At 60.0% G+C, this 19,985-nt stretch carries 20 protein-coding genes; 5 read left to right on the top strand and 15 right to left on the bottom strand.

Annotation, left to right across the window (positions count from 1 at the left end; all coding sequences use genetic code 11):
- Positions 1 to 171: 171 nt before the first annotated feature.
- Positions 172 to 1,065 (bottom strand): alpha/beta fold hydrolase, encoded by an 894-nt coding sequence (locus ACM6IN_RS08035; protein WP_123374983.1) that lies wholly within the window; start codon positions 1,063 to 1,065, stop codon positions 172 to 174.
- Positions 1,066 to 1,096: 31 nt separating this feature from the next.
- Complete coding sequence (locus ACM6IN_RS08040) at positions 1,097 to 1,894, bottom strand: crotonase/enoyl-CoA hydratase family protein (protein ID WP_414915739.1); 798 nt, start codon at positions 1,892 to 1,894, stop codon at positions 1,097 to 1,099.
- Positions 1,895 to 2,042: 148 nt separating this feature from the next.
- Here ACM6IN_RS08040 and ACM6IN_RS08045 point away from each other — a divergent pair, with 148 nt between their 5' ends.
- Both ACM6IN_RS08045 and ACM6IN_RS08050 read left to right on the top strand, forming a co-directional pair.
- The gene (locus ACM6IN_RS08045; RefSeq protein WP_123374984.1) at positions 2,043 to 2,618 is read left to right on the top strand and encodes a TetR/AcrR family transcriptional regulator; all 576 of its coding nucleotides are present in this window, start codon (positions 2,043 to 2,045) and stop codon (positions 2,616 to 2,618) included.
- An 81-nt stretch (positions 2,619 to 2,699) separates the two neighbouring features.
- Positions 2,700 to 3,425 carry a transporter substrate-binding domain-containing protein gene (locus ACM6IN_RS08050; RefSeq protein ID WP_414915740.1) on the top strand — a complete coding sequence of 242 codons (726 nt, stop codon included), beginning with the start codon at positions 2,700 to 2,702 and terminating at the stop codon, positions 3,423 to 3,425.
- A 279-nt stretch (positions 3,426 to 3,704) separates the two neighbouring features.
- Here ACM6IN_RS08050 and ACM6IN_RS08055 read toward each other — a convergent pair whose 3' ends face one another.
- The 5 genes from ACM6IN_RS08055 to ribBA all read right to left on the bottom strand — a co-directional run bounded on the left by ACM6IN_RS08055 (position 3,705) and on the right by ribBA (position 9,135).
- Entirely contained in the window at positions 3,705 to 4,859 is a 1,155-nt protein-coding gene (locus tag ACM6IN_RS08055; RefSeq protein WP_095050091.1) for an ABC transporter ATP-binding protein, read from the bottom strand.
- A gap of 17 nt (positions 4,860 to 4,876) precedes the next feature.
- Positions 4,877 to 5,686 (bottom strand): ABC transporter permease, encoded by an 810-nt coding sequence (locus ACM6IN_RS08060; protein ID WP_007918021.1) that lies wholly within the window; start codon positions 5,684 to 5,686, stop codon positions 4,877 to 4,879.
- A 6-nt stretch (positions 5,687 to 5,692) separates the two neighbouring features.
- Positions 5,693 to 6,640 carry an ABC transporter permease gene (locus ACM6IN_RS08065; protein ID WP_414894167.1) on the bottom strand — a complete coding sequence of 316 codons (948 nt, stop codon included), beginning with the start codon at positions 6,638 to 6,640 and terminating at the stop codon, positions 5,693 to 5,695.
- Positions 6,637 to 7,662: an ABC transporter substrate-binding protein gene (locus ACM6IN_RS08070; protein WP_007918009.1), complete on the bottom strand. Its 1,026-nt coding sequence runs from the start codon at positions 7,660 to 7,662 to the stop codon at positions 6,637 to 6,639. Before ACM6IN_RS08070 ends, ACM6IN_RS08065 begins: the two co-directional genes overlap by 4 nt.
- Positions 7,663 to 8,025: 363 nt before the next feature.
- A complete protein-coding gene (ribBA, locus tag ACM6IN_RS08075; RefSeq protein WP_414915741.1) occupies positions 8,026 to 9,135 on the bottom strand; it encodes a bifunctional 3,4-dihydroxy-2-butanone-4-phosphate synthase/GTP cyclohydrolase II in 1,110 nt (369 codons plus the stop codon).
- A 68-nt stretch (positions 9,136 to 9,203) separates the two neighbouring features.
- Here ribBA and ACM6IN_RS08080 point away from each other — a divergent pair, with 68 nt between their 5' ends.
- Positions 9,204 to 9,500, top strand: coding sequence for a DUF1330 domain-containing protein (locus tag ACM6IN_RS08080; protein WP_150795455.1), 297 nt, complete (start codon positions 9,204 to 9,206; stop codon positions 9,498 to 9,500).
- A 225-nt stretch (positions 9,501 to 9,725) separates the two neighbouring features.
- On the opposite strand, the gene ACM6IN_RS08085 is transcribed toward ACM6IN_RS08080, so the two are convergent.
- The 7 genes from ACM6IN_RS08085 to ACM6IN_RS08115 form a co-directional block, all read right to left on the bottom strand.
- Positions 9,726 to 10,289 carry an NUDIX hydrolase gene (locus ACM6IN_RS08085; protein WP_095111462.1) on the bottom strand — a complete coding sequence of 188 codons (564 nt, stop codon included), beginning with the start codon at positions 10,287 to 10,289 and terminating at the stop codon, positions 9,726 to 9,728.
- A 1-nt stretch (position 10,290) separates the two neighbouring features.
- Entirely contained in the window at positions 10,291 to 11,043 is a 753-nt protein-coding gene (locus ACM6IN_RS08090) for a GntR family transcriptional regulator (protein ID WP_007918001.1), read from the bottom strand.
- 42 nt (positions 11,044 to 11,085) lie between these two features.
- Positions 11,086 to 11,490 carry a carboxymuconolactone decarboxylase family protein gene (locus ACM6IN_RS08095; protein WP_008088075.1) on the bottom strand — a complete coding sequence of 135 codons (405 nt, stop codon included), beginning with the start codon at positions 11,488 to 11,490 and terminating at the stop codon, positions 11,086 to 11,088.
- A 131-nt stretch (positions 11,491 to 11,621) separates the two neighbouring features.
- The gene (locus ACM6IN_RS08100; RefSeq protein ID WP_007917997.1) at positions 11,622 to 12,107 is read right to left on the bottom strand and encodes a flavin reductase family protein; all 486 of its coding nucleotides are present in this window, start codon (positions 12,105 to 12,107) and stop codon (positions 11,622 to 11,624) included.
- Positions 12,108 to 12,119: 12 nt separating this feature from the next.
- Positions 12,120 to 13,601: an aldehyde dehydrogenase gene (locus tag ACM6IN_RS08105; protein ID WP_414915742.1), complete on the bottom strand. Its 1,482-nt coding sequence runs from the start codon at positions 13,599 to 13,601 to the stop codon at positions 12,120 to 12,122.
- Complete coding sequence (locus tag ACM6IN_RS08110; RefSeq protein WP_414915743.1) at positions 13,598 to 14,431, bottom strand: alpha/beta fold hydrolase; 834 nt, start codon at positions 14,429 to 14,431, stop codon at positions 13,598 to 13,600. The genes ACM6IN_RS08105 and ACM6IN_RS08110 overlap by 4 nt, the downstream gene beginning before the upstream one ends.
- 31 nt (positions 14,432 to 14,462) lie before the next feature.
- Positions 14,463 to 15,053, bottom strand: a complete 591-nt coding sequence (locus ACM6IN_RS08115) for an amino acid synthesis family protein (RefSeq protein ID WP_007917992.1) — start codon at positions 15,051 to 15,053, stop codon at positions 14,463 to 14,465.
- A 439-nt stretch (positions 15,054 to 15,492) separates the two neighbouring features.
- Between ACM6IN_RS08115 and ACM6IN_RS08120 the strand changes: the two genes are divergently transcribed.
- Both ACM6IN_RS08120 and ACM6IN_RS08125 read left to right on the top strand, forming a co-directional pair.
- Positions 15,493 to 16,536, top strand: a complete 1,044-nt coding sequence (locus ACM6IN_RS08120) for a WD40/YVTN/BNR-like repeat-containing protein (protein ID WP_095111457.1) — start codon at positions 15,493 to 15,495, stop codon at positions 16,534 to 16,536.
- Positions 16,533 to 18,917, top strand: a complete 2,385-nt coding sequence (locus tag ACM6IN_RS08125) for an efflux RND transporter permease subunit (RefSeq protein ID WP_095111456.1) — start codon at positions 16,533 to 16,535, stop codon at positions 18,915 to 18,917. The genes ACM6IN_RS08120 and ACM6IN_RS08125 overlap by 4 nt, the downstream gene beginning before the upstream one ends.
- Before the next feature lie 306 nt (positions 18,918 to 19,223).
- Here the strand turns inward: ACM6IN_RS08125 and ACM6IN_RS08130 are convergent, their stop codons facing one another.
- On the bottom strand, positions 19,224 to 19,943 hold the full coding sequence (locus ACM6IN_RS08130) for a FadR/GntR family transcriptional regulator (RefSeq protein ID WP_273914989.1): 720 nt from the start codon (positions 19,941 to 19,943) through the stop codon (positions 19,224 to 19,226).
- Positions 19,944 to 19,985 lie beyond the last annotated feature (42 nt).

Genomic DNA, 19,985 nt, shown 5'->3' on the forward strand with positions numbered 1-19,985 from the left:
GAGGCCGTGTCAGTCAACATCAACATTGAATGACACAGCGCATTCGCGAGCAGGCTCGCTCCCACAGTTGGAATGCACTCCTGTAGGAGCTGTCGAGTGAAACGAGGCTGCGATCTGTTGATCTTGTTTTTAACAGCAAGATCAACAGATCGCAGCCTGCGGCAGCTCAGGTTATGTGGTGTGTGCAGGGGCGCTTTGCAGCCAATCAAGCACCTCATCCCACAACGGCTGTGCGCTTTCGCGGAAGTAACCCATGTGCCCGTACGGTTTGCTGCCCAGTGGCGGCTGCAGATCCAGCAATGTCAGCGGTGCATTCACCATGGCTTTGACAAACGCATCGCGCGAACGCGGCGGCGCCCACGGATCATCGACCGACGTGGCGAAAACGCATGGCGTTGTGACCTCGGCGTAGAGTGCATGCAGATGGCTCATCTCGGGGTCGTCGAAGTAGTAGTGGGGGAATTTGCACCAGCGTTTCCAGTCGTTATAAACGCCCAGCGGCAAATCATCGCCCATGCCCAGCATGCTCCAGGCCATGTAGCCTTTGCGGGCGACAATCACCGGCAGCACAAACGTCCACATCAGACGGATTTTCCAGGCCTCGGCTCTGGACATCCAGCCGCTCCATCCCGCACCACTGCCCAAGGTGTAGCAAGCCGTCAGGGCGTGGTGATTGGGCAACAGACCAATCGCGTGACCACCAAACGAATGGCCGACCCAATACAACGGCAACGCTTCCTGGCTTAGCAGATCCACTGCCGCCGCCAGATCCTGATAAGCCCAATCCAGATAAGACATCTCAAAGCCTTTGAGGGAAGCCGGTTTCGACTCACCGATGCCCCGGTAATCGAGGGTCAGCACGTGAAAGCCCTGGCGCGCCGCGTGCTCGGCAAAACGCCGATAAAAGCGCTGTTGCACCCCGGTGGCGCCGGCCATGATCAGGTTGCCTTTGACCGCGCCCGCCGCGCTGTAGCGCTTGGCTGACAATGGATAACCATCGCGGGCAATGAGGGCGATGTCCTGTCTCTGGATCGATTCGGCAAAGGCTGCGGCCATGGTGTTCATGAAATTGTTCCGAGTGAGTTGAGCAAAGCCTTCAGCGACCTTTGAACTGCGGTTCGCGCTTCTGCATCATCGCCATGACGCCCTCGCGGACATCCTCGGTTTTGATCAGGGCCAGCAGTTGTTCATCAAGCTTCGACAATGCCGCATCGTCTCCCTGATCCTGCGCCAGAAACGCCGATTGCAGCGTCGCCTGAATCGCCAGAGGCGCAGCATTGGCAATGCGTTCGGCGTATTCGATGGCGCGTGCCAGAGTCTGACCGGGCTCGACTACTTCGGTCAGCAGGCGCATGTGCAGGGCGGCAGTGGCATCGAACTCTTCCCCCGTGAGCATGTAGCGCATGGCGGCGGTCCAGCCCGCTGCGCGGGTGAAGCGCACGGTGGAACCGCCGGCGGGTGAGATCCCGCGCAACACTTCCAGATGAGCGAAACGGGCATTGGTGGCGGCAATGCTGATGTCGGCGTTGAGCATCAATTCGATGCCCGCCGTCCAGCAAATGCCTTCAATGGCAACCACCACCGGTTTACGCCTGCGCGGTTTGGAAACGCCCCATGGGTCGATGCCTTCTTCAGGATACTTGAAGGCGCCAGACGCCAGTTTTGGCGTCAGTTCCATCAAGTCCAGACCCGCAGTGAAGTGCTCGCCATGCGCGAACAGCACGGCGCAGCGCAGTTCGTCATTGCGCTCATACTCGCCGATGGCCAATGCCAGGTCCGTCAGCATTGCACTGTCGAATGCATTGCGTTTGCCGGCGCGATCCAGACCGATCAAAAACAGCTGGCCGTGTTGTTCGCGGGTGACTCTGCCGGGGCCACTGTTGGCTTCGTTCATCTCTGCTCTCCTTGAATTCTATTGGTCGCCAGTTACTGACCATTTGTTTGGTAAACAGAAACTAAACGAACAGTTGGTAACCGTCAAATTGAGAAGGGCAGGCTTATGTCATAGAATCACCGCCAGTTATCCGGATCAGGAAATACTCGTGCGACCGTTGAAAATCCCCCGTGAAGAATTGCTTCTGCGGTGCGCCAATACCTTCAAGCGCCTTGGCTATCATGGCACCACCATGGACGTGCTTGCTGCCGCCTGCGGCTTCACCAAGGCGTCTTTCTATCACCACTACCCCAATAAGGAAGCCTTGCTGCGTGACGTGCTGGACTGGACGCATCAGGTAATTAACCAGACCCTGTTTGCCGTAGCTTTTGATGAAAAACTCAGCCCCGAAGAACGCCTGACAAAAATGGGGCGTAAGGCGGCGAGGCTGTTTCAGGATGACTCGATCGGTTGCCTGATGGGTGTGGTGGCGGTCGATGCGGCGTACGGCAAAAGTGAACTGCTGGAGCCGATTCGCAGCTTTTTCGATGCATGGGCCAAGGCGTTTGCGCATTTGCTGGAAGGCCAGGTCGATGAAGTCCAAGCCTTGCTGACCGCTCGACAATGGGTGGCGGATTACGAGGGGGCGATTCTGCTGGCTCGGGTCTATGGTGACGCGGCTTACATCGATGCGGTGACGCGTCGGGCGCTGGAACACTTGAGTGCCTGTCAGGCAACGACATAAGGCTTACCCGCTGTGTGTTGTGTCCTCGACAGTGTCAGCCACGACGCACACTGACTTTTTATCCAATCAGGGAGCAACACCATGAGTCCAATCACCCCGGCCGTGATGGCCGATCTCGCGCCCGACGGCGTGCTGCATGCCGCGATCAACTTCGGTAACCCGGTGCTGGCGCAGCGCAGGGCGGATGGTGCGCCGCAAGGTGTCTCGGTGGCTTTGGCGATAGCGCTGGCTGCCGAGTTGGGTGTCGAGTTGGAGATGCGTACGTTTGATGCGGCGGGCAAGGTTTTCGCGGCGCTGGAGGAGGGCGTGTGGAACCTGGCATTCCTCGCCATCGAGCGGGTGCGTGAGGCGCAGATTGCGTTCAGCGAGCCGTACGTGATCATCGAGGGGACTTATCTGGTCGAGGTGCAGTCGGCGTATCGCCAGGTCGAGGATCTGGATCAGCCAGGATTGCGACTGGCCGTTGGCAAAGGCGCAGCCTACGACCTGTTCCTCAGTCGCACGCTGCAGCACGCACAATTGGAGCGTGCCGAAACCTCGGCGGGTGCCGTTGACCTGTTTATCGAGCAACACCTGGATGCCGCCGCCGGTGTCCGTCAGCCATTGCAGAAAGTCGCGGATGCCGACGCGCGTTACCGCGTGCTGGACGGCGCATTCACGGCGATTCGCCAGGCCATGGCGGTGCCCCGTGGGCGGGAGGCAGGCGCAGCGTATGTGCGGGCGTTCGTCGAGCGCAAGAAGGCTGAAGGGTTTGTCGCTGCAGCGCTGGCCGAGAGTGGACAGGGCGATGTGACGGTGGCGCCTTGAGACAAAAAAAAGAGCCACCGCAGCCCGACGCTGGGGTGGCCCTGAGGGGGACATTCTTGAAATGACGGCAGACCCTGTGGGAGCGAGCTTGCTCGCGAAGAGGCCGTGTCAGTCAACCTCAACGTTGAATGACACACCGCATTCGCGAGCAGGCTCGCTCCCACATTCGGAATGCATTCCTGTAGGAGCTGTCGAGTGAAACGAGGCTGCGATCTTTTGATCTTGTTTTTAACAGCAAGATCAAAAGATCGCAGCCTGCGGCAGCTCCTACAGGGGATTTCAGTGGGCGCCGGCGGCTTTGTTGAGGTCGCTTTCGGTCCATTCGGTGTAGACGCAGGCGTCGGCAGTCGCCCAGCGCACTTGCACCGGGTCGCCAGCCTTGAGCGGCATGCCAGCAGCCGACAACGCCTTCACTGTCATCGAAGTCCCGCCCGAGGTGACTACGCTACAGGTCTGGCTTTCACCGAGGAACAAAACCTCCACAACCTTCGCTGAGACCTCGTTCCAACCCGACGGCAACGGTTCGCTGATCGCCTGCGCGACGCTCAACGCCAGTGCCTTTTCCGGCCGCACCATCAGCAAAACGTCCTGATCGGTGTGCAACCCAGCGGTCAGTCGAATCGACAACGACTGCCCCTCAAAACTCGCCGCCGCATTGCCCTGCGCCTTGAGTTTGAGGAAGTTCGAGTTGCCGAGGAACGAGGCGACAAACGCATTCGGCGGATTCTGATAAAGGTCATAACCGCTGCCCAGACCAACAATCTTGCCATGACTGAAAATCGCGATACGTTGCGACAAGCGCATGGCTTCTTCCTGGTCGTGGGTCACGTAAACAATGGTGATGCCTAGACGACGATGCAGTTGGCGCAACTCATCCTGCAGATCTTCCCGCAGCTTTTTATCCAGCGCACCGAGCGGTTCGTCCATCAGCAAAATGCGTGGTTCGTAGACCAAGGCGCGGGCGATGGCGACTCGTTGCTGCTGGCCGCCAGACAGTTGCGAAGGGCGGCGATGGGCGAACTGCTCAAGCTGCACCAGTTTCAACATCGCATCGACGCGCTTGTCACGCTCAGCCGCCGCCAGTTTGCGAATTGCCAACGGGAAGGCGATGTTGTCGCGCACCGACAGATGCGGGAACAGCGAATAGCGCTGAAACACCATGCCGATATCACGCTTGTGCGGCGGCACATTCACCAGCGACTGGCCGTTGACGAGGATTTCGCCACTGCTCGGCGTTTCAAATCCGGCGAGCATCGACAGCGTGGTGCTTTTACCCGAGCCGCTGGAGCCGAGGAAGGTCAGGAACTCGCCGTCCTTGATGTCCAGCGAAATGTTGTCGACGGCGGCAAAGTCGCCGTAGTGCTTGTTCAGGTTGCGCAGGCTGACCAGGGGTTTGTCATTCTGCTGGGAGGCGTCTTTGATCACGGCACTCATGTCGTACTCCTGGGCGCTCAGGCGCTGATTTCGTTGCGCCGGCGCAGCGCGGCGGCGATGACCATGACCAAAACAGACAAGCCGATCAGCAGCGTCGAAGCGACGGCGATCACTGGCGTCAGGTCCTGGCGCAGGGTGGTCCACATTTTCACGGGAAGGGTTTGCAGGGTCGGGCTGGCCATCATCACGCTGAGCACCACTTCGTCCCACGAAACGAGGAAGGCGAAGAGGGCGCCGGCAACCATGCCCGGACGAATCGCCGGGAACGTCACCTTGAACACCGCTTGCAGGCGTGACGCGCCGCAGATCACCGCGGCGTCTTCAATCGACTGATCGAACAGCTTCAGCGAGTTGATGATCGAGATGATGGTGAACGGCAGCGCGACGATCACATGGCTGACGACAAACGCGAACATCGTCCCGGTGTAACCGAGCTTGAGGAACAGCGCGTACACCGCCACGGCAATGATCACCAGCGGCACGATCATCGGCAGGGTGAACAGGCCGTAGAGCATTTCCCGGCCGGGAAAGCGCCCGCGCACCAGTGCGAACGCAGTCGGCAAACCGAGGGCCACTGCGCAAATCGTCGTTAGCACGGCAACCTTGAGGCTGGCCGCAGCGGCGTTCATCCAGTCGGGGTTGGAGAAGAACTGGCCGTACCATTTCAGCGTCCAGCCCGGTGGCGGAAACACCAGCCACTGCGAGGAGCCGAAAGACAGCAGCACGATGAACACGATCGGCAACAGCAGGAACAGACCGATCAGCCCGGTGGTGGCGTAGAGACCGAAGCGCATGCGCCGGCTCATCGCATTGGGAGTCAGGAGCATGTCGGCTTACCTCGCGTTACTGGCGCCAACCGGGGATTCCGGTTGAAGCTTCAGGTAGAAGTAGAACAGCACCAGCGTGATCGCGATCAGCAACGCGGCGCCGGCACTGGCCAGGCCCCAGTTGAGGAACGATTGCACCTGCTGAATGATGAACTCCGGCAGCATCATGTTCTGCGCCCCGCCGAGCAGCGCCGGGGTGACGTAGTAACCGAGCGACATGACGAACACCATCAAGCCACCGGAGGCCAGACCCGGCCGGCACAGCGGCAGGAACACCCGGAAGAAGTTGGTCCATGGACTGGCGCCGCAGATCGAGCCGGCCTGCAGAATCATCGGGTCGATGGCCTGCATGGTTGCCTGCAACGGCAGGACGATGAACGGAATCATGATGTAGCTCATGCCGATCACCACGCCGGTGAGGTTGTGCACCATCTCCAGCGGCTGATCGATGATGCCCAGCGCCATCAAGGCCTTGTTGATCACGCCGGACGCTTGCAGCAACACCAGCCACGAATAGGTGCGGGCGAGCAGGCTGGTCCACATCGACAGCAGCACGATGTTGAGGATCCAGCGACCCCAGCCACGCGGCACCAGGGTGATCGCCCAGGCCAGCGGAAAGCCCAGCAGCAGGCTGAACAGGGTCACCAGCCCGGCCACCGAAAAGGTGTTGAGCAGCACCCGGGCATACGCCGAGTTGGCGAACAGTTGCTCATAGTTGCCAAGGCCTGGCGTCGGTTCGAGCACGCCGCGCAACAGCAGGCCAATCAACGGCGCGAGAAAGAACAGGCCGATGAACAGCAACGCCGGGGCGAGGTTGCCGGCGCCGCGCCAGCGTTGTCTGAGGGACGGGGTTTGCTGCATCGCAACCGCCTGTGTTCCGTGGGCCGAACCGGCAGCGCCGTTGGCGCTCCCGGTGGCAGTGGAGGGACGGGACGCGGTGGCTGCCATTTTCATTTGACCAGCCATTCGTTCCACCGTGTCGCGATGGCCTGGCCGTTTTTGGCCCAGTACGCGAAATCAAGAGTGATCTGATCCTTAGCGTAGGCAGTCGGCAGGTTGGGGGCCAGCGTCGAATCCAGACGCTCCACACTGTCGAGGTTGACCGGGGCGTAGGCGGTCAGGTTGGAGAAGTCGGCCTGGCCTTTGGCGCTGCTGGCGGCGGCCAGAAACTTCATCGCCGCGTCCTTGTTTTTCGAGCCTTTGGGGATGACCAGAATGTCGGCCATGACCAGGTTCTGTTTCCAGCTCACGCCCACTGGCGCGCCGTCTTCCTGCAGGGCGTGGATACGGCCGTTCCAGAATTGGCCCATGCTCGCTTCACCGGACGCCAGCAGTTGCTGCGACTGCGCGCCGCCGCCCCACCAGACGATGTCTTTCTTGATGGTGTCGAGTTTTTTGAAGGCGCGATCCAGATCCAGCGGGTAGAGCTTGTCGGCCGCTACGCCGTCGGCCAGCAGCGCCAGTTCGAGCACGCCAGGGCTTGGCCATTTATAGAGGGCGCGTTTGCCGGGGTAGGTTTTGGTGTCGAACAGGGCGCTCCAGTCCTGCGGCTTGTTGGCGCCGAGTTTGCCCTCGTTGTAGCCGAGGACGAAGGAGAAGAAGAACGAGCCGACGCCGTGATCGCTGACGAAGCGCGGGTCGATCTTGTCGCGCTGAATGACTTTGAAATCGAGGGGTTCGAGCAGGCCTTCAGCGGCGGCGCGCAGGGCGAAATCGGCTTCGACATCAACCACGTCCCATTGCACGTTGCCGCTCTCGACCATGGCTTTGAGTTTGCCGTAGTCGGTCGGGCCGTCCTGGACGACGGTGATGCCGCTGGCCTTGCTGAAAGGATCAGCCCAGGCCTGTTTCTGCGCATCCTGGGTGCTTCCGCCCCAGCTGACGAAGTTCACGCTTTCGGCAGCCATTGCAGCCTGGCCGGTGACGCTGAGCAGTCCCGCAAAAAAGATCGCGGTTGCAGCTTTGTTCAACACCATTTTTACGCCCTCATTGTTGTGTTTTTGAGCGGGCTTGCGTTGTTGCCCGCCTGTCGGGAGCAGTAGCTGGACGTTCGTTGGAGTGTCCGGTCTATGGAATATCATATTATGGTATTCCAAACTTTGTGCAAGCACTTTGCCTTACCGGTTATCTGGCCGGGCAGTTATTTGATGCGTTCGGCTTGGATGTTTTTGTGAATGTTAGATCCAGCCCCTCACCCCAGCCCTCTCCCTTCGGGAGAGGGGGCCGATTGGAGGCTGTTCAAACCTGAGTTCGACTCGGTATTTCAGGTCGGCGTATAGCGGGCAAACACCTCGGTCGGCTCCCTCTCCCTCCGGGAGAGGGCTGGGGTGAGGGCAGCTTTATTCGGTGAAGGGAATGCTCTCGACTACTTCGAGGTCATAGCCAGTCAAGCCGGCATATTTAAGAGGAGGCCCAAGATGCCGCAGCTTACCCACCCCCAGATTCTGCAGAATCTGCGCCCCAGTCCCCACCTCGGAATAAATCCGCGATTGCGAACGACTGAACTGCCGCGGCGGCTGCGTCAGTTGCGGCACACGTTCCAGCAACGCCTGCGACGATTCATGATTGGCCAGCACCACCACAACCCCATGTCCCTCAGCCGCGACCCGTTGCAGCGCCGCCCACAGCGTCCAGTTAGTCGGCCCGCTGTATTCGGCGCCGACCAGATCACGCAGCGGATCGATCACATGCACACGCACCAGCGTCGGTTCCTCACGGCGCAAATCACCCATGACCATCGCCATGTGCACGCCGCCCTCGATGCGATCCTCAAAGGTGATCAAACGGAACGTGCCATGCACTGTCGGCAGCTCACGTTCGCCAATGCGTTCAATGGTGTGTTCGGTGCTCAGGCGATAGTGGATCAGGTCGGCGATGGTGCCGATCTTGATCCCGTGCTTGCGCGCAAATACTTCCAGATCCGGGCGACGGGCCATGGTGCCGTCGTCGTTCATCACCTCGACGATCACCGAGGCCGGGGTAAAACCAGCAAGGCGCGCCAGATCGCAGCCTGCTTCGGTGTGGCCGGCGCGGGTCAGCACGCCACCTTCCTTGGCGCGTAGCGGGAAGATATGGCCCGGCTGCACCAGATCTTCCGCACGCGCATTCGGCGCGACGGCGGCGGCAACGGTGCAGGCGCGATCCGCCGCCGAAATACCGGTGGTCACGCCAACCGCCGCTTCAATCGACACGGTAAACGCGGTGCTGAACACGCTGCCATTGGCCGGCACCATTTGCTCCAGGCCCAAACGCTGGCAGTGTTCGTCAGTCAGCGTCAGGCAGATCAGACCGCGCGCTTCACGGGCCATGAAGCTGATCGTCTCAGGCGTGCAACGGTCGGCTGCGAGCAACAGGTCGCCTTCGTTTTCGCGGTCTTCGTCATCGACCAGCAAAACCATTTTGCCGAGGCGATAATCTTCGATGATTTCTTCGATGCTGTTGAAGGCCATGCTGGACTCTCAGGGTTCGTTGGAAATATATTGGTATACCATAATACAAAATCAACAAAGAGGTCACTATGAAGGCGTACTGGATTGCTCACGTGGATATAGCCGATGCCGATCATTACAGCCAATACACCCAGCGCGCGCCGGCAGCCTTCGCTGAGTTTGGCGCGAAGTTTCTGGCCAGAGGCGGGCGCAGCGAGGCGATGGAAGGGCGCGAGACGCCGCAGCGTAGCGTGGTGATCGAGTTCGAAAGCTATGAGAAGGCTGTGGCGTGCTACCACTCGGCGGCGTACCAGGAAGCGAAGAGTTATCGCGAGGAATGGGCGAGGGCGGAGATCATCATCGTTGAAGGCATTGCCCCACTCTGAAGCCTACGGTATTGATCGTTCCCACGCTCCGCGTGGGAATGCCTCTTCGGACGCTCCGCGTTCGGCTGTGAAAGGGACGCGGAGCGTCCCGGGCTGCATTCCCACGCTCCGCGTGGGAATGCCTCTTCGGACGCTCCGCGTTCGGCTGTGAAAGGGACGCGGAGCGTCCCGGGCTGCATTCCCACGCTCCGCGTGGGAACGATCAGGCAGGGGGAAAGGTGGTGATCAGCGGATAAAGTGGATCTTGCCGCTGTCATCATTGCCCATGTAAATCCCATACACCCCAGCCTGACGCTCCTCGATATAACGCTCGAGAATCTGCCGGATCGCCGGGTAATAGATCTGTTCCCACGGAATGTCTTCAGGCGCGAAGAACTTGTAATCCATGGTCTCCGGCCCATACTGCCCGGTGATCTCCAGCGCGATCGCACGGAAGATGATGTACACCTCGCTGATCTTCGGCACGCTGAAAATCGAATATGGCGAGACGATTTCCGCGCGCACGCCGCTTTCTTCCCAGACTTCACGGATCGCCGCTTGCTCGGTGGTTTCGCCGCTTTCCATGAACCCGGCCGGCAGCGTCCAGGTGCCCGGGCGCGGGGGAATCGCCCGTTGGCACAGCAGGTATTTGCCATCCTGCTCGATGATGCAGCCGGCGATGATCTTCGGATTGACGTAGTGGATGTAGCCGCAGCCACGGCACATCAGGCGCTCGTGCGTATCGCCCGCCGGTATCTGCTGACCAAGGTCAGGGCCACCGCATTTCGGGCAATAGCTCGGGCTGAACATATCAGTGACCTATACGGGGTTCTTTCAGCGCGATGGGCAGGGTCATGGCCGGGGTTGCGCCGGTCTCTTCCTGCTTGCGCTTGAGATAGTCGAGCGCTACCGCAGCGGCAGCGCGAACGTGATCAACACAGGCCTGATGCGCCACCAGCGGATCACCGCTCTTGATCGCTTCGACCATTTTCTCCATTTCCTGATTACTCGCACCGCGACGGTTTTCCTGCGATACCGAGGTCGCGCGCAGGTAGCTGATGCGCGCCTGCAACTGACGTAGCTGAGTCGCCGCAACATGGTTGCCCGAGCCTTCGAGCAGCACGTCGTAGAAGCCCTGCACCGAGTCGATCACCTGTTGCAGTTCGCCGTCCTTGAGCGCCTTGCGGTTTTCGTCGAGGGCTTTTTCCAGGGCTTTGATGTCCTTGGCTTTGGCGCGCAGGGTGAACAGCTGCACGATCAGGCCTTCGAGCACACAACGCAACTCGTAGATATCGACGGCATCGGCGAGGGTGATGATTGCTACACGCGGGCCTTTCGCATCGGCGAACTCGACCAGACCTTCGGATTCCAGGTGACGCAAGGCTTCACGCACCGACGTACGGCTAACGCCCAGGCGATCGCACAGATCGCGTTCGACCAGACGATCGCCGGGCATGAGCTGGAAATTCATGATCGCGCTACGCAGTTTATCCAGCACGATTTCGCGCAGGGTAACGGGGTTGCGATTGACCTTGAAGCTGTCGTCGAGTGGCTGGCGTTTCATGGGGTCCGCTCTTTCGGTTGGCTGTCCATGCCAGACGGGCATCTAAACAGCCGAGGGGTTAACTGGGGCTTCGGCGTCGGCTTCGGCAAAGGCTTCACGGGCCAGCCGGAAACTGTCCACGGCCGCCGGAACGCCGCAATAAATGCCGACCTGAAGCAGAATTTCGCGTATTTGCTCACGACTCAGGCCGTTACGCAAGGCGCCACGCACATGCAGCTTGAGTTCGTGCGGACGGTTGAGCGCCGAGATCATCGCCAGGTTGATCATGCTGCGCTCCTTGAGCGACAAACCTTCGCGACCCCAGACATGGCCCCAGCAGTATTCGGTGACCATTTCCTGCAGCGGACGGGTGAAGTCGTCGGCGTTCTCTATAGAGCGCTGCACGTAGGCTTCGCCGAGTACCTGAGTGCGGATTTTCAGGCCTTTTTCGTACTTTTCGTTACTCATATTCTTTGCCTCACCTCAATCCCTGTGGGAGCTGGCTTGCCAGCGATAGCGGACTATCAGCCAACATCAATGTTGAATGTTAAGCCCTCATCGCTGGCAAGCCAGCTCCCACAGGGTTTTGCATTGTCGCTTCAGGCCAGTGTCGGCAACGGCCCGAGCTTGCCTTTGTGGTAAATCATCGGCGTCACCGGTTGCGCCGGCAGGATCAGGTTCTTCACCGCGCCAACAATGATCGCGTGATCACCACCATCGTATTCCCGCCACAACTCGCACTCGATGATCGCCGTGGCCTTGGCCAGAATCGGGTTACCCAACTCGCTCAAATGCCACTCGATGTCCTTGGCCTTGTCCTTGCCTTTACCAGCAAACGCATAGGCCTCAGCCGTCTGGTCGGCGGACAGCAAATGGATCGCGAACTTCTTGCTGTCACGCAGCACCGGGTAGGTGTCGGAAGCATAATTGGGGCAGAACAGCACCAGCGCCGGGTCAATCGACAGCGCGCTGAAAGCGCTGGCGGTGATGCCGACGATGCCGCCGTCCGGGTCGAGGGTGGTGACCACCGTGACGCCGGACGGGAACGAGCTCATGACGTCTTTGTAAATGCCGGGTTCGATCATTTCGCAGGACTCCTAGCGCATCACAAACGGATCAGGCATCGGTGCCTGGGAGAGGTTGATCCACACCGTTTTCAGTTCGGTGTAGGCCAGCACCGAATCGATGCCGCTTTCGCGTCCATAGCCACTGTTCTTGAAGCCGCCGATCGGTGCCATCGCTGACACCGCACGGTAAGTGTTGACCCAGATAATTCCCGAGCGAACATCGCGAGCCAGGCGATGAGCGCGGCCTAAATCACGCGTCCAGATGCCAGCGGCGAGGCCGAACTGTGAGTCGTTGGCGATCGCCAGTGCCTCGGCTTCATCTTTGAAGCGAATCACCGACGCCACCGGGCCGAAGACTTCTTCCTGCATGATCTTCATCGAATTGCGGTCGCATTCGAACAGCGTCGGCTCATAGAACCAGCCTTCGCCGAGATCGGTCGGGCGCTTGCCGCCGGTACGCAAGCGCGCGCCCTCGGCGATGGCATCCGCGACCAGACCTTCGACAACCGCCAGTTGCTGCGCGGTGGCCATTGGGCCCATTTCACTGTCGTCTTCTTGCGGGTTGCCGATGCGAATGCGCTGGGCGCGTTCGACCAGTCGGTTGACGAACTCGTCGTAGATTTCGTCCTGCACCAACAGCCGTGAACCGGACACGCAACTTTGTCCGGACGCCGCGTAGATCCCGGCAATCGCACCGTTGATCGCGCTGTCCAGATCGGCGTCGGCGAAGATGATGTTCGGCGACTTGCCGCCCAGTTCCAGCGACAGCTTGGCGAAGTTCTCGGCGCTGCTGCGCACCACATGCCGCGCTGTGGCTGCGCCGCCGGTGAAGGCGATTTTGCGGATCAGCGGATGGCGGGTGAGGGCGGCGCCGGTGCTCGGGCCGTAACCGGTGACGACGTTGACCACACCCGGCGGAATCCCCGCTTCGAGGGCCAGACGCGCCAGCTCGAGAATAGTTGCCGAAGCGTGCTCGGACGGCTTGATCACGATCGTGTTACCGGCGGCGAGGGCCGGGGCGAGCTTGATCGCTGTCAGGTACAGCGGGCTGTTCCACGGAATGATCGCGGCGACCACACCCATTGCTTCATGCACGGTGTAGGCAAACAGATCGGGCTTATCCAGCGGCAGGGTGCCGCCTTCGAGCTTGTCGGCAAGGCCGGCGGTGTAGTGGAAGAACTCCGGCAGATAACTGACCTGACCACGGGTTTCGCGGATCAGCTTGCCGTTGTCGCGGCTTTCCAGCTGCGCCAGTTGTTCTTTGTTTTCGGCGATCAAGTCGCCGAGACGGCGCAGCAGTTTGCCGCGCGCGGTGGCGGTCAGACCGCGCCACGCCGGGCCGTCGAAAGCAGTCTGTGCCGATTCCACGGCGCGTTCGACATCCGCTTCATCAGCGTCAGGCAGCTGGGCCCAAGCTTGCGCCGTGGCCGGGTTGAGGCTTTCGAAGGTCTTGCCGGAGAGGGCGTCGACCCATTCTCCGCCGATGCACATCTGGAAGCGTGCGAGTGTCATGCAACGATCCCCTTTATATGGTTTTGTCGGGAGTGTGCGAATTCGAGAAATTCCAGCAGCGTCTGATTGACCAGACGCGGCGACTCTACGGGCATCATATGCCGTTGCTCAGACAGCACGGCAACCTTCGCACCGGGGATGCGTCGGGCCAGTTGCTCGGCCATTTCCGGGGTCGAACCCGGATCGAGTTCACCGGTGGCGATCAGCGTCGGCGCCTGAATGCTGCCCAGGTCGTCGGCGCGGTACATGTCTTGGGTGGCGAACAATTCGTAGGTGGTCAGATAGCCTTGCGGATCATTGCCGGCCAGGGTCTGGCGGATCGCAGCGATCTGCGCCGGGTTGGCTGCCTGATATTCGCGGCTGAACCAGCGTGACAGCGCCGCTTCGGCATTGGCGTCCGGGCCATGTTCGGCGGCTTGCGCGGTGCGAGCGATGACGCCGGCACGCTGTTCTTCACTGCGGTTGAACACGCTGTTCAACACCACCAGGCTTTGCAGGCGCTCCGGGTAATGCAGGGCAAAGGCTCGCGCGACCAGACCGCCCATGGAGAAACCGATCACCGCTGCCTGTTGCAGATTCAGGTGATCGAGCAACTCCAGCAACTGATCGGCGTAACCGAGCAGGGCGGTGCCGCTGGCCGGTCGCGGGCTCGCGCCATGGCCGAGCATGTCGTAGGCGATCACCTGGTACTGGCTGGACAGGCCGACAATCTGCCCGCCCCACATTTCTTTGTTCAGGCCCACGCCGTGGATCAAAACCACGGGCTGGCCTTGGCCGGTCGCCAGGTAACTGGTGCCAGCCGGGGTGAGTTCAGCGGTGAGCCGAATCATGGAGCGCTCCTGCAGTGCCTTTTTATTGTGATTACTGGGCTTTTTCGGCGGCCAGTTCTTCCAGATCGATGTAGCGGTTACCGATGCGCGGGTGCAGGCGACCACCGTCGGCGCAACCCAGCACGACGACGATTTCGTCGGCACGCGGCGCGTCTTCGATCTGCATTTCCAGAGTGATGTAGTGCGAACGCTGACCTTCGTCGTCCTTGTGCATCATCGGGATCTGAATCGAGGTGCCCGGGCCGCCGCGCTTGTTGGTGAAGCTCAGGTAGCTCTTGGCGTTGACGGCTTCGCGGTAGTGGTTGCCGAAGCGCAGGGTGTGGATCACGGCGGAGGCGTGTTCGATCTCGCCATCAGCACCGACCACGGCGGCTTTGCCGTAGGCCTCGATCTTCTCGGCACCGCCGATGATGCCGACCAGACGCTCAACCATCAGTGCGCCGAGGTCAGAGCAGTTGGCGCGAATCTGCGGCTTGAGGTCTTCCACGAAACCGTTGCCCACCCAAGGGTTTTTCATCACCACGGCGAGACCGACCATGGTCACTGGCTTGTCAGTGGCCTTGCCGCCTTCGATGAAGGTTTCTTCGACATAGCTGACGATCTTGCGAATTTCGAAACTCATGAGCTGCTCCGTTGGGGGATTGAGAGTGTCTGTGCGTCTGATGGTATACCATAATACCGATCGTGCAAGTCCCCCCGGTAACTTTTGCCGCATCACCCCGGCGAATGGTCATGTATTCAAATCCCAAAGCCCCCACGACCCCCTGTAGGAGTGAGCCTGCTCGCGATAGCGGTGTGTCAGTCAATGAATTCTTACCTGATACACCGCTATCGCGAGCAGGCTCACTCCTACAGGGTGAAATTCGTCAGCAATGCGGTTAACAAAAGATAACGTGGCGCCGATTGTCAGACGTTTCGAAAGCCCGATAGGATGAGCCAGCTTCCGAAGTGGCTCTGGATTGCGGGTTTCAGGACTATGCTTCTGACCAGCCATCAGCGGAGCACACTTGCGGCGCCCTTGAAGGCCAGATGGCCTAACAATAATAAATAGGGGAAGGTCTATGAGTCGTTGCCGCCCGCCGGCGTTACGCAACACCGCGTTGCTGGCCACAGCACTCTCTCTGCTGGGCTTTGCCACGTTATCGGCACCTGTGATTGCCGCCGAGGCCCCGGCTGACGTGGTCTATGCCACCGAATCTGCGAAAGCCGCGAAAAGTCTGATTCTCGATGTCGTCCACGCTGGCGCGCGCCTGGTCGCGGTCGGCGATCGTGGGCACATTCTCTATTCCGATGACCAGGGCAAAACCTGGACCCAGGCCAAAGTGCCGACCCGGCAACTGCTGACGGCGGTGTACTTTGTCGACGACAAGCACGGCTGGGCGGTCGGCCACGACGCGCAAATCCTCGCCAGCGCAGACGGCGGTCTGACCTGGACCAAGCAATTCGAAGACCTCAAACGTGAGTCGCCGCTGCTCGACGTCTGGTTCAAGGACGTCAACAGTGGCCTCGCTGTGGGCGCGTACGGCGCGCTGCTGGAAACCACCGACGGCGGCAAGAACTGGGAAGACGTCAGCGACCGCCTCGACAACGAAGATCAATTCCACCTTAACGCCATTGCGGCGGTGAAGGACGCCGGGCTGTTCATCGTTGGCGAGTCGGGCAGCATGTTTCGCTCCGCCGACGACGGTCAGACCTGGGAAAAACTCGAAGGCCCGTACGAAGGTTCGCTCTTCGGCGTGATCGGCACGGCCCAACCGCAGACCCTGCTGGCCTACGGCTTGCGCGGCAACCTCTACCGCTCCACCGATTTCGGCAGCAACTGGCAACAGGTCGAACTGAAAGCCGCACGCGGTGCGCTGGAATTCGGCTTGTCCGGCGCAACCTTGCTCCCGGATGGCTCGATCGTCATCGTCGGCAACGGCGGTTCGGTGATCAGCAGCAGCGACAACGGCGAAACCTTCAGCGTGTTCAACCGTCCGGACCGCATCTCGCTGTCATCGGTCACCGCTGCCGGCGACGGCAACTTGATTCTGAGCGGGCAGGGTGGGCTTCACACCACGCAGCCAAACGGTGCCGAGATCAATAACAAGAAGGCGGGGCTATGACTTCCTTGATCACTCCTCAGCAGGACAAGGCGACGTTTCTTGAGCGCCTGATTTTCAACAACCGCCCGGCCGTGATCCTGATCTGTCTGGTGGTGAGCATTTTCCTGTTCTGGCAGGCCACGCTGATCCGGCCGTCGACCAGTTTCGAAAAAATGATCCCGCTCAAGCATCCCTTCATCGAAAAGATGATGGAGCACCGCAACGATCTGGCGAACCTGGGCAACACCGTGCGCATTTCGGTGGAAGCCAAGGACGGCGACATCTTCTCCAAGGAGTACATGGAGACCCTGCGCCAGATCAACGACGAGGTGTTCTACATCTCCGGCGTCGACCGCTCCGGGCTGAAGTCGCTGTGGAGTCCGAGCGTACGCTGGACCGAAGTGACCGAAGAGGGTTTTGCCGGCGGTGAAGTGATCCCGCAGAGCTACAACGGCTCGCAGGACAGCCTCGATCTGCTGCGCAACAACGTGCTCAAGTCCGGCCAGGTCGGGCGTCTGGTGGCCAACGACTTCAAGTCGAGCATCGTCGACATCCCGCTGCTGGAGTCCTACCCGGACCCGGAAGACCAGGGCAAGTTGCTCGCGCTGGACTACCGCAAGTTCTCCCATGAACTCGAAGACAAGATCCGCAACAAGTTCGAAGCGCAGAACCCCAACGTCAAGATCCACATCGTCGGATTCGCCAAGAAGGTCGGCGACCTGATCGACGGTCTGGTGATGGTCGTGCTGTTCTTCGGCATCGCTTTCGTCATCACCCTGATCCTGCTGCTGTGGTTCACCAACTGCGTACGCAGCACCATCGCGGTGTTGAGCACGACGCTGGTGGCGGTGGTCTGGCAGCTCGGCTTGATGCACTTTTTCGGCTTCGGACTTGATCCGTATTCGATGCTGGTGCCGTTCCTGATCTTCGCCATCGGTATTTCCCACGGCGTGCAGAAGATCAACGGTATCGCCCTGCAATCCAGTGAGGCCGACAACGCGCTGACCGCAGCGCGGCGGACCTTCCGGCAACTGTTCCTGCCGGGGATGATCGCGATTCTGGCGGATGCGGTGGGTTTCATCACGCTGTTGATCATCGATATCGGCGTGATCCGTGAACTGGCCATCGGCGCCTCCATCGGCGTGGCGGTGATCGTCTTCACCAACCTGATTCTGCTGCCGGTGGCGATTTCCTATGTCGGCATCAGCAAGCGCGCGATTGCCAAGAGCAAGAAAGACGCGAACCGCGAACATCCGTTCTGGCGGCTGCTGTCGAATTTCGCCAATCCGAAAGTCGCACGCATTTCGGTGGTGCTGGCGCTGATCGCCTTCGGTGGCGGCCTCTGGTACAGCCAGAACCTGAAAATCGGCGACCTCGACCAGGGCGCACCGGAACTGCGTCCGGACTCGCGCTACAACAAGGACAACAACTTCATCATCAGCAATTACTCCACCAGCTCTGACGTACTGGTGGTGATGGTCAAGACCAAAGCCGAAGGCTGTTCGCGTTATGAAGCCATGGCGCCGATCGATCAGTTGATGTGGAAGATGCAGAACACCGAGGGCGTGCAGTCGGCGATCTCGCTGGTGACCGTGTCCAAACAGATGATCAAGGGCATGAACGAGGGCAACCTGAAATGGGAAACCCTGTCGCGCAACCCGGACGTGCTGAACAACTCGATTGCCCGTGCCGATGGCTTGTACAACAACAGTTGCTCGCTGGCGCCGGTGCTGGTGTTCCTCAACGATCACAAGGCCGAAACCCTCGATCGTGCGGTGCACGCGGTGCAGGAATTTGCCCAGGAAAATAACAAGGACGGCCTGGAATTCATCCTTGCTGCCGGTAACGCCGGGATCGAAGCGGCCACCAACGAAGTCATCAAACAGGCTGAGCTGACTATCCTGGTTCTGGTGTACATCTGCGTGGCGGTGATGTGCATGATCACCTTCCGCTCGTGGGCGGCGACCCTGTGCATCGTCCTGCCGCTGGTGCTGACCTCGGTACTCGGCAACGCGCTGATGGCGTTCATGGGCATCGGTGTGAAGGTTGCGACCTTGCCGGTGGTGGCGCTGGGTGTGGGGATTGGTGTCGACTACGGTATCTATATCTACAGCCGCCTGGAAAGTTTCCTGCGTGCCGGGTTGCCGTTGCAGGAAGCCTATTACCAGACGCTGAAATCCACCGGTAAAGCGGTGCTGTTCACCGGTCTGTGCCTGGCGATTGGTGTGTGCACCTGGATCTTCTCGGCGATCAAGTTCCAGGCCGACATGGGCCTGATGCTGACCTTCATGCTGCTGTGGAACATGTTCGGTGCGCTGTGGCTGCTGCCGGCACTGGCGAAGTTCCTGATCAAGCCGGAGAAACTGGCGGGGCAGAAGGGCAATTCGCTGTTTGCGCATTGATCTGAAGGGCTGAAACGACAAAGCCGCAACCTTTGGGTTGCGGCTTTTTTTGTGGCTGAAGATCAAGAGCCCCTCACCCTAACCCTCTCCCCGAGGGAGAGGGGACTGACCGAGTGGTGCGGCTTGATACATCGACCTGAAGCACCGAGTTGATTATGGATTCACAGCAGATCGGTCGACTTTAGATGCCGAGTCGATTATGGATTCACAGCAAATCTTTCAAGTCGGCGTAAATCTCGAATATCCCCCAATCGGTCCCCTCTACCTCTGGGAGAGGGCTAGGGTGAGGGCAAGCAGTCTCAAGATTCAGGAAAGCTCAGTGCCGAGCACGACACTGAGCGCACTACGCGCATCATCCAGCTGCACCAACGTCGCATGCCGAGCCCCCAATGCATCACGATTCTCAATCGCCGTCAAAATCGCCTTATGCCGAGGCAATGCCAATTCATGCAGATTCGGCCGCTGATTCGAATGCTTCAACGCCTCGGCAATCGCCACCGACAACATGTTGCACAGGTTCGCCAGCAAATCATTGTGCGTCGCATCGGCAATCCGGCTGTGGAAGTCCAGATCCGGCTGCAACAACGCTTCCGGCGTCGGCGCGGCTTCCATGCGCTGGTAAGCCTCACCGATCCCGGCAATTTCGGCATCGGTGGCATGCTGGGCGGCGAGGGCGGCAGCCGCCGGTTCGATAATGCTGCGCACACTGGTCAGCACATTGAAAAATTCATTCTGCGGGCTGCTTTGCATCAGCCAATGCAGTACATCGGGATCGAGCATGTGCCACTCGCGGCGCGCTTTGACCACCGTGCCGACGCGTGGCTTGGAATACACCAGACCTTTGGCTACCAGCACCCGTGTGGCTTCACGCAATACCGGCCGGCTGACCGCGTACTCCTCGCAGAGCAAGGCTTCGGCGGGCAGTTTGTCGTCGGGCAAAAAGCGTCCGGAGACGATCTGCATGCCCAGTTCCTGGACGATGCGCGAGTGCATGCTTTTACGGTCGGAGGGTTTGCGGTAATCCATGGGGAGTGGCGCGATCCTGAGCGATGGAGATGCCGCGCATCA

It is taken from the genome of Pseudomonas sp. IT-P395 (genome assembly GCF_949767675.1).
Lineage (GTDB): Bacteria > Pseudomonadota > Gammaproteobacteria > Pseudomonadales > Pseudomonadaceae > Aquipseudomonas.